We start from the raw sequence: 14,670 nt of genomic DNA, 5'->3' as shown, positions 1-14,670 counted from the left end.
AAAACACGGGTAAAAGCAGTAGTTATCCCAATAATAACCTGAGATTATTTTTTGAGCTGTGCATAAGTACCCATTCAGATCCCAGCTAATACCGTGCAGGATCACCGATCATTCACAGCTAGTGATCGGGCATAACCTGTTGATCTTCATTTTGGATCTCGCCTTATCCACAGAAGTTGCGGATCCTAATAAGAGATCTAATAAAGAGATCTTTAAATAAAAAGATCTTTCTTTAATTACCCGACGATCCAACACGCTTGGTTGGCGGAGCAAACTTAAGTAGAATCCCCCACCCCGGGCCAATAACGATCATGCGCAACCATGTGAGGTGCAGCACCATGTTTTATCCAGATCCTTTTGACGTCATCGTGATCGGCGGCGGTCACGCCGGCACAGAAGCGGCGATGGCTTCGGCGCGCATGGGACGTCAAACCCTTTTGCTGACGCACAATATTGATACGCTGGGACAAATGTCCTGTAACCCGGCGATCGGTGGTATCGGGAAAGGGCATCTGGTAAAAGAGATCGACGCAATGGGTGGCCTGATGGCACGGGCGATCGATCGGGCTGGCATTCAGTTTAGGATACTAAACTCCAGCAAAGGCCCGGCGGTACGCGCGACGCGCGCTCAGGCTGACCGTGTATTGTATCGTCAGGCAGTACGTACCACCCTGGAAAACCAGCCAAACCTGACGCTTTTCCAGCAAGCGGTTGACGATCTCATCGTGGAAAACGATCGCGTGGTGGGTGTCGTGACACAAATGGGGCTGAAGTTCCGCGCTAAAGCGGTGGTGCTCACCGTCGGTACTTTCCTTGACGGCAAAATTCATATCGGTTTGGATAATTACAGCGGTGGTCGTGCAGGCGATCAGCCCGCTATTGCGCTGTCACGCCGTCTACGCGAATTGCCGCTGCGGGTAGGACGCCTGAAAACCGGTACACCGCCGCGCATTGATGCCCGAACCATTGATTTTAGCGTACTGACACCGCAGCACGGTGATAATCCCATGCCGGTGTTCTCGTTTCTGGGCAATGCCAGCGAGCACCCGGAACAAATGCCGTGTTATATCACCCACACCAATGAGCGTACCCATGAGGTGATCCGCAATAATCTGGATCGCAGTCCGATGTATGCCGGTGTTATAGAGGGGATTGGGCCACGCTACTGCCCTTCTATCGAAGACAAAGTCATGCGCTTTGCCGATCGTAACGCTCATCAGATTTTCCTTGAGCCGGAAGGGTTGACCAGCAATGAAATTTACCCCAACGGCATCTCAACCAGCCTGCCGTTTGATGTGCAGTGGCAGATAGTGCGTTCTATGCAAGGTATGGAAAACGCGCGGATTGTTCGCCCTGGTTATGCCATTGAGTATGATTTTTTCGACCCGCGCGACCTCAAACCAACGCTGGAGAGCAAGTTCATCCACAATTTGTTTTTTGCCGGACAAATCAACGGTACCACCGGTTATGAAGAAGCCGCCGCCCAAGGCATGCTGGCGGGGTTGAACGCAGCGCGTCTGGCCTTTGAACAGGAAGGCTGGACGCCACGGCGCGATCAGGCTTATCTGGGGGTATTGGTTGACGATCTCTGTACGCTGGGAACCAAAGAGCCGTACCGCATGTTTACCTCTCGTGCCGAGTACCGTTTGATGCTGCGTGAAGACAATGCCGATTGGCGTTTGACGGCGATGGGTCGTGAGCTGGGAATGGTGGATGATGAGCGCTGGGCACACTTCAACCAGAAAATGGAAAATATCGAAAAAGAGCGCCAGCGTCTGCGTGATATTCTGGTTCACCCGAACTCAGGAAATATTCAAGAAATCAACAATTTGCTCAAGTCACCGCTATCGCGCGAAGCCAGCGGAGAGGAACTGCTAAGACGCCCGGAGATGGACTACGCACAGTTGACCGGGTTGCCTATGTTTGCTCCGGCACTGGATGATGTTCAGGCGGCTGAGCAGGTAGAGATTCAGGTGAAGTATGAGGGGTATATCGCCCGCCAGCAGGATGAGATTGAAAAACAACTGCGCAACGAACATACCCTGCTGCCAGCGGATCTGGATTACCGCCAGGTCACAGGGCTGTCCAATGAAGTGATCGCCAAGCTCAATGACCATAAACCGGGCTCTATTGGTCAGGCGTCGCGTATTTCCGGTATCACACCTGCGGCTATTTCAATTCTGCTGGTCTGGCTGAAAAAACAAGGTATGCTGCGCCGCAGCGCTTAATAACACCGCCGACTCATGTTGATTCATGGCCGCAACAAGCGGCCATGTTGCCTTAACCGACAACAGGATTTCTTCGTGCTCGAGAAACTTAACAGCCTGCTGCAACGTGCCGGAATGGCGCTGACCGATCAGCAAAAAAATCAGTTGTTGCAGTACGTAGCGTTACTCCACAAATGGAACAAAGCCTACAACCTCACATCAGTGCGAGAGCCGGAGCAGATGCTGGTTCGCCATATCATGGATAGCCTGGTGGTTGAGCCGCATCTGGTCGGCAGCCGTTTTATTGATGTTGGCACCGGCCCTGGATTGCCGGGCATTCCACTGGCGATTGCGCGTCCTGATGCGCATTTTGTCCTGCTGGATAGCCTTGGCAAGCGGGTGCGCTTCTTACGTCAGGTACAGCATGAACTCGGTCTGGCGAATGTCGAACCGGTGCAAAGCCGGGTGGAGGATTTCCCCGCCGAACCGCCGTTTGATGGCGTCATCAGCCGTGCATTTGCCTCATTGCAGGATATGGTGAACTGGTGCCAGCATCTGCCTGCTCGCCCACAAGGGCGTTTTTATGCGCTAAAGGGGGTTGCGCCGCACGATGAGATGGCACAACTGCCGCAAGGGGTCACTGTCGAACACGTTACGGCTTTGTCGGTTCCTGAGCTGGAAGGCGAGCGTCATTTGGTGGTGCTTAAACCCAATTAATTTTGTCATTTATCAAAAAAATCATGAATATTTGTAAGCTTCTCTGGTTGATAGCTAAAAATGAAATAATGACCTGAGTAAGCTTATTCTTCACCTGGATTTTACAACTCTGCCGCATCGCCGGATACGACACCTTGTTTTGCACGGTTTATCACGATGCTGGTTTTTATCATTCCCTCACCTTTGTGGGGGAAAACAGTGTTAAAAACATGGAAAAAAATATCCGGCTTGTCAACAGATGGTTTTGTGGCTGTATTCATGCTGTTTTGTAGATGTTCTTTTTTAACTTATTGAAATTAAAAAAGATAAATGGCCTTTTTTGCTAAAGACAAAAAAAAAACGATTCAGCTATAAAAGTATCGGCTGCTCTTTATGTGAGTGATATCACATATTGGCAGCGTTAATTGTACCAAAGCAACAAAGTGGGCTCTGAGGATAGTTAGTGAAAATAAGGCTTCGGAAATAAATTTAAATAATCGTTCACCTTTTTGCTACTTATCGATTGAATTCGCATGGATGACCCGTATAATTTGCTCGTTTTTCGCTGCTTGACTCGGTACTTCAAAGGCAGTTTTATACGGTCATTCAGCATACCTCTGAAAAGGTACGGGGAGAGCAAGCATCGTGTCTGTATCCCTCTACAGTGGAAAAATCGCCCGCTTATCGCTGTTGTGCCAGTTGACGGTGATTCTTGTTGTCAGCGTACTGTTTGGCGTCGATGGCATCAGGGCCGGGGCTTCTGCGCTGTCGGGGGGGCTGGCAGCCAGTCTGCCTGGCATGATGTTTATGCTGTTCGCTGTGCGACATCAGGCGGACAAGCCACCGGAAGGTCGGGTTGCCTGGGTGTTTGCCGTTGGGGAAGGGCTGAAAATGTTCTTCACCATCGTGCTGTTGGTGGTGGCGTTAGGCGTGTTTCATGCAGCATTTTTTCCGCTAGGCCTGACGTACTTAGTGGTGCTGGTTACGCAGATTCTGGCACCGGCTGTAATTAACCGTTACCGTAGTTAACAACAAAAGGGTAAGAGACATCATGTCTGCATCTACTCCGCAAGAGTATATCGGTCACCACCTGACCCATTTGCAGGTGGGCACGGGATTCTGGTCGATTAACGTCGACTCGATGTTTTTCTCCGTGGCTCTTGGCGTGCTCTTTCTGGTTATCTTCCGTAAGGTAGCCAAAACGGCGACCAGTGGCGTACCGGGAAAACTGCAAACCGCAGTTGAACTGGTCGTGGGATTTGTCGATGGCAGCGTTCGCGACATGTTCCACGGTAAAAGTAAACTGATCGCCCCGCTGGCGCTGACAGTGTTCGTCTGGGTTTTCCTGATGAACATGATGGATTTGCTGCCGATCGATCTGTTGCCTCAACTGTGGGCGCATATCTACAGCGCACTCGGCCATGACCCGGCGCACGCTTACCTGCGTGTTGTGCCGTCTGCCGACGTCAACGTTACGCTGTCCATGGCGCTGGGCGTATTCATTTTGATTCTGTTCTACAGCATCAAAATGAAAGGCGTGGGAGGGTTCGTTAAAGAACTGACCATGCAGCCGTTCAATCATCCGGTGTTTATTCCCATCAACCTGATTCTTGAAGGGGTGAGCCTGCTGTCCAAACCTGTTTCTCTTGGGTTACGACTGTTTGGCAACATGTATGCGGGTGAATTGATCTTTATCCTGATTGCCGGCCTGCTGCCGTGGTGGTCTCAGTGGGTGCTGAATGTGCCGTGGGCCATCTTCCACATCCTTATCATCACATTGCAGGCGTTTATCTTCATGGTTCTGACAGTTGTTTATCTTTCGATGGCATCTGAAGAGCATTAATTTTTCACAACACTACAACGTTTTAACTGAAACAAACTGGAGACTGTCATGGAAAACCTGAGTATGGATCTGCTGTACATGGCTGCCGCTGTAATGATGGGCCTGGCGGCAATCGGTGCGGCAATCGGTATCGGCATCCTGGGTGGTAAATTTTTGGAAGGTGCTGCCCGCCAGCCTGACCTGATCCCTCTGCTGCGTACACAGTTCTTTATCGTTATGGGTCTGGTGGATGCTATCCCGATGATCGCGGTAGGTCTGGGTCTGTACGTGATGTTTGCGGTGGCCTAAGCGAGCGCAAGCTTGCCAGGTTAAAGACATCGACTCAATTAACTCATGAAAGAGGCATTGTGCTGTGAATCTTAACGCAACAATCCTCGGCCAGGCCATTGCGTTCGTCCTGTTTGTCTGGTTCTGCATGAAGTATGTATGGCCGCCGATTATGGCTGCCATCGAAAAACGTCAGAAAGAAATCGCTGACGGCCTTGCTTCTGCTGAACGTGCCAAAAAAGATCTGAACTTAGCGCAGGCCAATGCGACCGACCAACTGAAGAAAGCCAAAGCGGAAGCTCAGGTGATCATCGAGCAGGCGAATAAACAGCGTGCTCAGATTCTGGACGAAGTGAAAGCGGAAGCAGAAGTGGAACGCAACAAAATCGTGGCGCAGGCGCAGGCTGAAATTGAAGCCGAACGCAAACGTGCCCGTGAAGAGTTGCGTAAGCAGGTTGCCATTCTGGCGATTGCTGGTGCCGAGAAAATTATTGAACGTTCCGTGGATGAAGCTGCTAACAGCGACATCGTTGATAAACTGGTCGCTGAACTGTAAGGAGGGAGGGGCTGATGTCTGAATTTGTCACGGTAGCTCGCCCCTACGCCAAAGCAGCTTTTGACTTTGCCGTTGAACACCAGGCGCTTGAGCGCTGGCAGCAGATGTTGGTATTTGCCGCCGAAGTTGCACGTAACGAACAGATAGCCAGTATGCTGGCCGGAGCCATCGCTCCCCAGACGATGGCGCAAACGTTTATTACGGTGTGCGGTGAACAACTGGACGAAGCGGGCCAAAACCTGATTAAGGTAATGGCTGAAAACGGACGTTTGCCGGTGCTGTCTGAAGTGCTGGAACAGTTTGTTCAATTGCGTGCGGAACTGGAATCGACCGTGGATGTCGAGGTCACTTCCGCCACCACGTTGAGCGAGCAGCAGTTATCCAAGATAACCGCTGCGATGGAACAACGTCTGTCACGTAAAGTGAAGCTGAATTGCAAAATTGATAAGTCTGTTATGGCCGGCGTTGTCATTCGCGCGGGCGATATGGTGATAGACGGCAGTATTCGTGGTCGTCTGGAACGTCTGGCAGACGTCTTGCAGTCTTAAGGGGACTGGAGCATGCAACTGAATTCCACCGAAATCAGTGAACTGATCAAGCAGCGGATTGCTCAGTTCAACGTTGTGAGTGAAGCTCACAACGAAGGTACCATTGTTTCCGTCAGTGACGGGATCATCCGCGTACACGGCCTGGCCGATGTCATGCAGGGGGAAATGATCTCTCTGCCGGGCAACCGTTACGCCATTGCACTGAACCTGGAGCGCGACTCCGTTGGTGCAGTCGTTATGGGGCCGTATGCAGACCTGGCCGAAGGCATGAAAGTGAAATGCACCGGCCGTATTCTGGAAGTGCCGGTTGGTCGTGGTTTGCTCGGGCGTGTGGTGAACACGCTGGGGGCACCGATTGACGGTAAAGGCCCGATTGATAATGACGGGTTTTCGCCGGTAGAAGCGATTGCTCCGGGTGTTATCGATCGTCAGTCCGTTGATCAGCCGGTTCAGACCGGTTACAAGTCCGTTGACGCCATGATTCCAATTGGTCGTGGTCAGCGTGAATTGGTTATCGGCGACCGTCAGACCGGTAAAACCGCACTGGCGATTGATGCCATCATCAACCAGCGCGATTCCGGCATCAAATGTATTTATGTCGCTATCGGCCAGAAAGCGTCCACCATTGCTAACGTGGTGCGTAAACTGGAAGAGCATGGCGCATTGGCTAACACCATTGTTGTGGTGGCTACCGCGTCTGAATCTGCTGCACTGCAATATCTGGCTCCGTATGCCGGTTGTGCGATGGGTGAATACTTCCGCGATCGCGGCGAAGACGCGTTGATCATTTATGATGACCTGTCTAAGCAGGCGGTGGCTTACCGTCAGATTTCTCTGCTGCTGCGTCGTCCGCCGGGTCGTGAAGCCTATCCGGGTGACGTGTTCTACCTGCACTCCCGTTTGCTGGAGCGTGCGGCGCGAGTTAACGCTGATTACGTGGAGAAGTTCACCAACGGTGCAGTGAAAGGGAAAACCGGCTCACTGACTGCGTTGCCAATTATTGAAACGCAGGCGGGTGACGTTTCCGCGTTCGTTCCGACCAACGTTATTTCCATTACCGATGGTCAGATCTTCCTGGAATCCAACCTGTTCAACTCCGGTATTCGTCCGGCAGTTAACCCGGGTATCTCGGTATCCCGTGTAGGTGGTGCCGCGCAGACCAAGATCATGAAAAAACTGTCCGGTGGTATTCGTACCGCGCTGGCACAGTATCGTGAACTGGCAGCGTTCTCCCAGTTTGCTTCCGATCTGGATGATGCAACCCGTAAACAGCTCAGTCACGGCCAGAAAGTGACCGAATTGCTGAAACAGAAACAGTATGCGCCGATGTCTGTTGCGCAGCAGTCTCTGGTACTGTTCGCGGCTGAACGTGGTTATCTGGAAAACGTTGAACTGGCGAAAGTCGGCAGTTTCGAAGCCGCGCTGTTGGCCTATGCCAGCCGTGAACACGGCGAGCTTCTGCAACAAATCGACCAGACGGGTGCTTACAACGATGAGATCGAGGGGAAATTCAAAACTATCCTCGATACCTTTAAGGCAACCCAGTCCTGGTAACGCCCCGTGGCCTGCCTTTATGGCAGGCCGCTAGGCATTGAGGAGAAGCTAAGATGGCCGGCGCAAAAGAGATACGTAGTAAGATCGGAAGCGTCCAAAACACGCAGAAGATCACCAAAGCGATGGAAATGGTCGCCGCTTCCAAAATGCGTAAATCGCAGGATCGTATGGCGGCCAGCCGTCCTTATGCGGAAACCATACGCAAAGTGATTGGTCACCTTGCGTTAGGGAATCTGGAATATAAACACCCGTACTTGGATGAGCGTGAAGTCAAGCGCGTCGGGTATCTGGTGGTGTCTACTGACCGTGGCCTGTGTGGCGGTTTGAACATTAACCTGTTCAAGAAGCTGCTGGGTGAAATGAAGGCCTGGAATGAAAAAGGCGCTGACATCGATTTGGCGATGATTGGCTCCAAGGGCGTTTCTTTCTTTGGTTCAGTGGGTGCAAACATTGTTGCTCAGGTTACCGGCATGGGGGATAACCCGTCGCTGTCCGAGCTGATCGGGCCGGTAAAAGTCATGCTACAGGCCTACGACGAAGGTCGTCTGGATAAGCTGTACGTGGTGAGCAACAAGTTCATCAATACCATGTCTCAGGTGCCGCAAGTCGTTCAGTTGCTGCCATTGCCTCCGGCAGAAGAAGGCGAACTGACGAAGAAATCCTGGGATTACCTGTATGAACCCGATCCTAAGCCGCTGCTGGATACCCTGTTGCGCCGCTATGTGGAGTCTCAGGTTTATCAGGGCGTCGTAGAAAACCTGGCCAGTGAGCAGGCCGCGCGAATGGTAGCGATGAAGGCCGCAACAGATAACGGCGGCAACCTGATCAAAGAGTTGCAGTTGGTCTACAACAAGGCTCGTCAGGCAAGCATCACTCAGGAACTCACCGAAATCGTATCGGGAGCCTCCGCGGTTTAAATCAGGTTTTACGAATTACGTATTGTCGAATTACGTAGAGGATTCAAGATGGCTACTGGAAAGATTATCCAGGTAATCGGCGCCGTGGTGGACGTCGAGTTCCCTCAGGATGCCGTACCGAATGTGTACGACGCGCTTGAGGTAGAGAACGGGGCTGAGAAACTGGTGCTGGAAGTACAGCAGCAGTTGGGCGGTGGCCTGGTTCGTTGTATTGCAATGGGCTCTTCCGACGGTCTGCGTCGTGGTTTGAAAGTGACTAATCTGGCGCACCCGATCGAAGTCCCGGTGGGTAAGGCGACGCTGGGTCGTATCATGAACGTACTGGGTGAGCCGGTCGACATGAAAGGGCCGATTGGCGAAGAAGAGCGCTGGGCGATTCACCGCGCTGCGCCGACATATGAAGAACTGTCTAACTCCCAGGAACTGCTGGAAACCGGTATCAAGGTTATCGACCTGATTTGTCCGTTCGCCAAAGGCGGTAAAGTCGGTCTGTTCGGTGGCGCGGGTGTTGGTAAAACCGTAAACATGATGGAGCTCATTCGTAACATCGCTATTGAGCACTCCGGCTACTCCGTGTTTGCAGGTGTGGGTGAGCGTACCCGTGAAGGGAACGACTTCTACCACGAAATGACCGACTCTAACGTTATTGATAAAGTTTCACTGGTGTATGGTCAGATGAATGAGCCGCCGGGCAACCGTCTGCGCGTAGCGCTGACTGGCCTGACTATGGCGGAAAAATTCCGTGATGAAGGCCGTGACGTGCTGTTGTTTGTTGACAACATCTACCGTTACACCCTGGCGGGCACGGAAGTTTCCGCTCTGCTGGGCCGTATGCCGTCTGCGGTAGGTTATCAGCCGACGCTGGCTGAAGAGATGGGTGTGTTGCAGGAGCGTATTACCTCCACCAAGACCGGTTCAATCACCTCTATTCAGGCCGTTTACGTGCCTGCGGATGACTTGACTGACCCGTCTCCGGCGACCACCTTCGCCCACCTGGACTCAACGGTAACGCTGAGCCGCCAGATTGCATCACTGGGTATCTACCCGGCCGTTGACCCGCTGGACTCCACCAGCCGTCAGCTTGATCCGCTGATCGTCGGTCAGGAACACTATGATGTGGCGCGTGGCGTGCAGTCTATTCTGCAACGTTATCAGGAACTGAAGGACATCATCGCGATTCTGGGTATGGATGAGCTGTCTGAAGAAGATAAGCTGGTCGTATCTCGTGCGCGTAAAATCCAGCGCTTCCTGTCTCAGCCGTTCTTTGTGGCCGAAGTCTTCACCGGTTCTCCGGGTAAATACGTAACGCTGAAAGAAACCATCCGTGGTTTCAAAGGCATTATGGAAGGCGAATTCGACCATATTCCAGAACAGGCGTTTTACATGGTAGGTTCCATTGACGAAGTCGTGGAAAAAGCCAAGAAACTGTAACGCCTTGATAGGAGGGTGATATGGCTGCTATGACTTACCATCTGGATGTCGTTAGTGCGGAACAGGCGATGTTTTCCGGTCTGGTACAGAAAATCCAGGTAACCGGTAGCGAAGGCGAGCTGGGAATTTATCCCGGCCACGCTCCCCTGCTCACGGCCATTAAGCCTGGTATGGTGCGCATTGTTAAACAGCACGGTGATGAAGAGTACATCTACCTGTCCGGCGGTATCCTTGAGGTGCAGCCGAACATGGTGACTGTGTTGTCCGATACCGCCATTCGTGGGCAGGATCTTGATGAAGCGCGAGCGCTGGAAGCCAAGCGGAAAGCGGAGTCGAATATTCACAACTCGCACGGCGATGTGGATTATGCTCAGGCTTCTGCGGATTTGGCGAAAGCGATTGCTAAATTGCGCGTCATTGAGCTGACCAAAAAAGCGATGTAACAGATGCCACAGTGAACGAAATTCGCACCGTTGCTGATGACGGTGCAGATTCGTCGCACTGAACGGAAAAAGCCAGCTGATCCCAGCTGGCTTTTTTATGGCGCGACCTTTCCAGATAGCGTCGTTCTCTCGCGTTGATTATTTCTTTTTCAAAAAATCACCCAGTTGCAGATTGCCTTTGTCATCACGGCTAAATACCGCAGGCACCACGACTGACTTATAGTTTGCCGTGCTAATCGCCTTACCCTGGCTGTTGACTGAGCGGTTGCCCTTGATGAAGTAATTGCTGTCATCCGCGCGGCCGATAATTGCATCGTCGTACTGACCGGGCTTGGTGCGCAGTGAGACGTTATTTTTGAAAATCCCCTGTTTTTCCGGGCCATAGTAAGGGCTTGGACGGAAAATGAAGTTAAAGCGCACGTTATCCAGCGCGATGTTGTGGTAAACCTGTAGCGCGCCAGGGTTGAAGTTATCGGTAAAGCCATCCATGTGGTTGCCGATAGCGATGCTGTTTTTCACCTGATGAGCGACCGGCTGGCCCTCGCCACCCAGTTTGAAACCGTTACTGGTGTTGTTGACCGAAATCGAATTCTCGATCACCACAACCCCGTTCGGGCCGTCCTCGATTTTGTTGAACAGGTCGAAACCGTCGTCGATGTTGTCATGCGAATAGGCACCACGGATCACGTTGCCTTCCCCTACCCGCATTTTCACCGCAAAGCCATCGGCATCTTTTTTACTCGCATCCTGATTGCTGTGTGATTCCGAATTCAGAATCAGGTTATAACTGGCCCATAACGGACGACCCACACTGTCATTAGACGATACCTGAATGCCGGTGTTATCACAGTGGTGCGCCAGCACCCGCTCAATCACGTTGTGGCTACCTTCAATACGGAAGCTTTTTTCCGTAATTTCAATCCCTTTCACTTTCCAGTAGTTGGCATTGAGTTGCAGGCCATGAAACACGGCTTTTTTTCCTGCCAGCGTCAGGGTTTTAATGCCTTTGGCATTGCCACTGGCTGTGACCGGAATGGTTGTGGCGCTGTAATCACCGTCCATCAGCCATAACGTGCCGCCGGGTTGCAGCGCACTGATTGCTGTTTTGAGATCCAGCGGCGCGGTTTTACTGCCGTTATTGCTGGTTTTCCCTTCAGGCGAGACATACAGGTTTCTGGCATCCGCCAGCGTGATTTTTTCTACGCTGAAGGAGGTTTCTTTGGCGGTTTTGTCGTCACCCTCTGTCGGGGTGTACACCAATTTGATGTCTGACTTAGGTTTGAGCAATTTGGTCGTGAGTGATAAATCATTCCCTGCCCGTAACTGCTGGGGTTTACCTAATGATTTACCATCCTGAAATACTTCGATAGTGCCGTTGTAGTTCGCCCGCGCCTGAATCTGATAGCTATCGCTGGCAGACACCGCTGAGGACGCTATCTGTAATAGCGGCGCATAACTTTCGGCTTTGAACGGTGCAGAAACCTTGGTATTCGCCGGGCTGGTGGTCAGGCTGGCATTACTGATGGTGATTTTGGCATTACGCGAAGCGAAGAACCCCACATAATAGTTCTCTTTATCCTGACGAGTAACGACATCGGCACCCTCGACGCTTTTACTCACCCATTGCTCGCTGCCTTTGGGCGCATACGCCGTAATAAACCCCTCGTTGGTGCGCTCCAGTTTCAGACGGAACGTTGGGGTCTGTTGCAGATTGATTTTTTCCTGATAGCTGGTGCGGGTAATTCTTGCGTTAGTGTTGCCCCAGGGCTGGGTGACGCCATCACGGCTAATCAACTGCATCTTAACATCGGTGCCCGATTTTTTATCCTGCGTCATGATGGCGTTCATCACCATATTTGAGGCCGCTGGAAACTCTTCATAGCCCTCTTTTAACGGCTCCTGACGCGGCACACCGAGAATATCGCGCACCAGCAAACCGGCACCTTCCTGTGCATTCGGTTTGGCATCGGTTTCCGGGCCGAATTGGTCTACCGTAACATCTGCCTGTAGCACGAAATTCGCCTGTGCCGGGAGTTCGGTATAGAAGAACGTCAGGCCATCGTGAGTGTTGGCAATCTTACCGCCACGGCTTTCAATGGTGACGGGTTGTGACAGGTCTGCGTTATCCGCTGTGGTGAGTTTCTTACCGTTAATGGTGACGGCGTTGACGCCGACTTTTTCAGGCAGAACGTTGGTAGCAAAATTGACGTCGGTGGATTGACCAAAAGCGATGCTACGCCAGACGGGCGTGGCATCCTGTGTGGCGGCAAGCGCTGTATTAGACCCCAGAAGTAGCATTGAATTAAGAGCGACAGTGAGTAGCCCCGAAACAGCATATTTCATGTTTTCACCATTATTCTTTGTTATTGAACGCCGCATTATGTCAAAAAATGAAACACTGTTTCTTTTGCGTGCTTCACAAACCGAACAGCCGTGTGGATGTGAGGGTATTTAAATCAGCCATGAGAATGTGAGCAAAAACAGGCTCCCGGCCGGTTTCTGATTACCCAAATCCCCACGTATTGGATACACTCTCATGCCAGAGGTTTTTCAAGCCGGAGCGGCCTTGAGGCCCCATTTTTCGCTGAAAAATATGTAGTAATCCGGTGCGATAACAGGTTTACTTTCGTTCGCCCTCATGTGCAGGGCTCCATTCCGTTTTAAGTCAGGATGCCTATGTCTAACAGTTCAATGAGCGTGGTTATTCTTGCCGCAGGCAAGGGAACCCGCATGTATTCCAGCCTTCCTAAAGTGCTTCACCCTCTGGCAGGAAAACCGATTGTCCAGCATGTGATTGATGCTGCGCTCAACGTGGGTGCCGGGCGCATTCACCTGGTTTATGGACATGGCGCAGAGCTGATTCGCCAGACGCTGACCGATGCCTCGTTGCACTGGGTGTTGCAGGCCGAACAACTGGGTACCGGTCATGCGGTGCAGCAGGCAGCGGATGATTTTGACGATAACGAAGACATCCTGATCCTCTACGGCGATGTTCCGCTGATTTCACCGGCGACGTTACAGCGCCTGGTTGCCGCGAAACCGCAGGGCGGCATTGGCCTGTTGACCGTCGATTTGCCCGATCCAACCGGTTATGGCCGCATTGTGCGGGATAATGGCGAGGTGGTCGGGATTGTTGAGCATAAAGATGCCAGTGAGCAGCAGCGTGCCATTACAGAAATCAATACCGGAATTTTAGTCGCCGGTGGCCGTGACCTGAAACGCTGGTTAAGCCAGCTCAATAACCATAACGCACAGCGTGAATACTACCTGACGGATATTATCGCCATGGCCGCTCAGGAAGGAAACCGGGTGGTCGCGGTGCAGCCATCGACGCTGAGTGAAGTGGAAGGGGTAAACAATCGCCTGCAACTGGCGACGCTGGAGCGCACTTTTCAGCGCGAACAGGCTGAACGGCTGCTGCTGGCAGGCGTCATGCTGATGGACCCGGCCCGCTTTGACCTGCGCGGAGAGCTGGTGCACGGCCTTGATGTGACCCTTGATGCCAATGTGATTCTGGAAGGCCGGGTCACGCTCGGCAACCGGGTGAAAATCGGCGCTGGGTGCATCATCAAAAACAGCGTGATTGGCGATGATTGCGAACTGAGCCCCTACTCGGTTGTTGAAGATGCGGTGCTGGACGCGCGCTGCACCATCGGCCCGTTTGCCCGTCTGCGCCCAGGCGCTGTGCTGGAAGAAGAGGCACATGTGGGCAACTTCGTCGAAATGAAAAAGGCGCGCCTGGGTAAAGGGTCGAAAGCCGGTCATCTGACCTATCTTGGTGATGCGCACATTGGCTCCGGCGTGAATATCGGCGCGGGCACGATCACCTGTAACTATGACGGTGCCAACAAACACCAAACCGTGATTGGCGATGATGTGTTTGTCGGGTCGGATAGCCAGCTGGTTGCACCGGTGACGATTGGCCGTGGCGCGACCATCGGCGCGGGGACTACCGTCACCCGTCATGTTGGTGAAAATGAACTGGTGATAAGCCGCGTGAAACAGACGCACATTGCGGGCTGGAAACGCCCGGTGAAGAAAAAGTAACCGTCTCATGCCCGAGGCGCGCAGGCCCGTCAGGGTTAGCGCGCTCCTCTGGCTGATGATGATAACGTTTGGTCTGGGCTTATTACCGTTGAGCCCAGACCAAAACATAATAAAACCCCGCTTTCTACAACGGCTCGGGGAACCCGGAATCAACCGGAATA

The 14,670-nt window shown here is 52.4% G+C and carries 13 protein-coding genes; 12 read left to right on the top strand and 1 reads right to left on the bottom strand.

All coding sequences use genetic code 11. The annotated features are described in order from the left end of the window. Positions 1–338: 338 nt before the first annotated feature. The 11 genes from mnmG (at position 339) to DAQ1742_RS20325 (ending at position 10,462) form a co-directional block, all read left to right on the top strand. Positions 339–2,228, top strand: a complete 1,890-nt coding sequence (gene mnmG / locus DAQ1742_RS20380; RefSeq protein WP_035345346.1) for a tRNA uridine-5-carboxymethylaminomethyl(34) synthesis enzyme MnmG — start codon at positions 339–341, stop codon at positions 2,226–2,228. A gap of 75 nt (positions 2,229–2,303) precedes the next feature. After that, a complete protein-coding gene (rsmG, locus tag DAQ1742_RS20375; RefSeq protein ID WP_035345349.1) occupies positions 2,304–2,924 on the top strand; it encodes a 16S rRNA (guanine(527)-N(7))-methyltransferase RsmG in 621 nt (206 codons plus the stop codon). A gap of 624 nt (positions 2,925–3,548) precedes the next feature. Continuing rightward, a complete protein-coding gene (atpI, locus tag DAQ1742_RS20365) occupies positions 3,549–3,932 on the top strand; it encodes a F0F1 ATP synthase subunit I (RefSeq protein ID WP_035345352.1) in 384 nt (127 codons plus the stop codon). 22 nt (positions 3,933–3,954) lie between these two features. Continuing rightward, entirely contained in the window at positions 3,955–4,746 is a 792-nt protein-coding gene (gene atpB / locus DAQ1742_RS20360) for a F0F1 ATP synthase subunit A (protein ID WP_035345355.1), read from the top strand. A 48-nt stretch (positions 4,747–4,794) separates the two neighbouring features. Then, positions 4,795–5,034, top strand: a complete 240-nt coding sequence (atpE, locus tag DAQ1742_RS20355) for a F0F1 ATP synthase subunit C (protein WP_004093904.1) — start codon at positions 4,795–4,797, stop codon at positions 5,032–5,034. 64 nt (positions 5,035–5,098) lie between these two features. After that, positions 5,099–5,569, top strand: a complete 471-nt coding sequence (gene atpF / locus DAQ1742_RS20350) for a F0F1 ATP synthase subunit B (RefSeq protein WP_024107937.1) — start codon at positions 5,099–5,101, stop codon at positions 5,567–5,569. Between the two features lie 14 nt (positions 5,570–5,583). Then, complete coding sequence (gene atpH, locus DAQ1742_RS20345; RefSeq protein WP_035345358.1) at positions 5,584–6,117, top strand: F0F1 ATP synthase subunit delta; 534 nt, start codon at positions 5,584–5,586, stop codon at positions 6,115–6,117. Between the two features lie 12 nt (positions 6,118–6,129). After that, positions 6,130–7,671 carry a F0F1 ATP synthase subunit alpha gene (gene atpA, locus DAQ1742_RS20340; protein ID WP_035345360.1) on the top strand — a complete coding sequence of 514 codons (1,542 nt, stop codon included), beginning with the start codon at positions 6,130–6,132 and terminating at the stop codon, positions 7,669–7,671. Positions 7,672–7,724: 53 nt separating this feature from the next. Next, the gene (gene atpG, locus DAQ1742_RS20335; protein WP_035345362.1) at positions 7,725–8,588 is read left to right on the top strand and encodes a F0F1 ATP synthase subunit gamma; all 864 of its coding nucleotides are present in this window, start codon (positions 7,725–7,727) and stop codon (positions 8,586–8,588) included. A 48-nt stretch (positions 8,589–8,636) separates the two neighbouring features. Beyond that, positions 8,637–10,019: a F0F1 ATP synthase subunit beta gene (gene atpD, locus DAQ1742_RS20330; protein ID WP_035345365.1), complete on the top strand. Its 1,383-nt coding sequence runs from the start codon at positions 8,637–8,639 to the stop codon at positions 10,017–10,019. Positions 10,020–10,048: 29 nt separating this feature from the next. Next, positions 10,049–10,462 (top strand): F0F1 ATP synthase subunit epsilon, encoded by a 414-nt coding sequence (locus DAQ1742_RS20325; RefSeq protein WP_164513051.1) that lies wholly within the window; start codon positions 10,049–10,051, stop codon positions 10,460–10,462. A 138-nt stretch (positions 10,463–10,600) separates the two neighbouring features. Here the strand turns inward: DAQ1742_RS20325 and pelX are convergent, their stop codons facing one another. After that, a complete protein-coding gene (gene pelX / locus DAQ1742_RS20320; RefSeq protein WP_083961119.1) occupies positions 10,601–12,805 on the bottom strand; it encodes a pectate disaccharide-lyase PelX in 2,205 nt (734 codons plus the stop codon). Between the two features lie 333 nt (positions 12,806–13,138). On the opposite strand from pelX, the gene glmU reads away from it, so the two are divergent. Further along, positions 13,139–14,509: a bifunctional UDP-N-acetylglucosamine diphosphorylase/glucosamine-1-phosphate N-acetyltransferase GlmU gene (glmU, locus tag DAQ1742_RS20315; protein ID WP_035345374.1), complete on the top strand. Its 1,371-nt coding sequence runs from the start codon at positions 13,139–13,141 to the stop codon at positions 14,507–14,509. Positions 14,510–14,670: the final 161 nt, after the last annotated feature.

The sequence above is a fragment of the Dickeya aquatica genome, assembly GCF_900095885.1.
Classification (GTDB): Bacteria; Pseudomonadota; Gammaproteobacteria; order Enterobacterales; family Enterobacteriaceae; genus Dickeya; species Dickeya aquatica.
The sequence above is the reverse complement of the archived record's forward strand: the minus strand, read 5'-3'. Positions and strand labels throughout refer to the sequence as shown.

Bases quoted from the DNA above. Each gene is read 5' to 3' on its own strand.
- atpB (WP_035345355.1), top strand. From the start codon at position 3,955: ATGTCTGCATCTACTCCGCAAGAGTATATCGGTCACCACCTGACCCAT.
- atpD (WP_035345365.1), top strand. From the start codon at position 8,637: ATGGCTACTGGAAAGATTATCCAGGTAATCGGCGCCGTGGTGGACGTC.
- atpG (WP_035345362.1), top strand. From the start codon at position 7,725: ATGGCCGGCGCAAAAGAGATACGTAGTAAGATCGGAAGCGTCCAAAAC.
- atpE (WP_004093904.1), top strand. From the start codon at position 4,795: ATGGAAAACCTGAGTATGGATCTGCTGTACATGGCTGCCGCTGTAATG.
- atpH (WP_035345358.1), top strand. From the start codon at position 5,584: ATGTCTGAATTTGTCACGGTAGCTCGCCCCTACGCCAAAGCAGCTTTT.
- atpA (WP_035345360.1), top strand. From the start codon at position 6,130: ATGCAACTGAATTCCACCGAAATCAGTGAACTGATCAAGCAGCGGATT.
- glmU (WP_035345374.1), top strand. From the start codon at position 13,139: ATGTCTAACAGTTCAATGAGCGTGGTTATTCTTGCCGCAGGCAAGGGA.
- DAQ1742_RS20325 (WP_164513051.1), top strand. From the start codon at position 10,049: ATGACTTACCATCTGGATGTCGTTAGTGCGGAACAGGCGATGTTTTCC.
- pelX (WP_083961119.1), bottom strand. From the start codon at position 12,805: ATGAAATATGCTGTTTCGGGGCTACTCACTGTCGCTCTTAATTCAATG.
- mnmG (WP_035345346.1), top strand. From the start codon at position 339: ATGTTTTATCCAGATCCTTTTGACGTCATCGTGATCGGCGGCGGTCAC.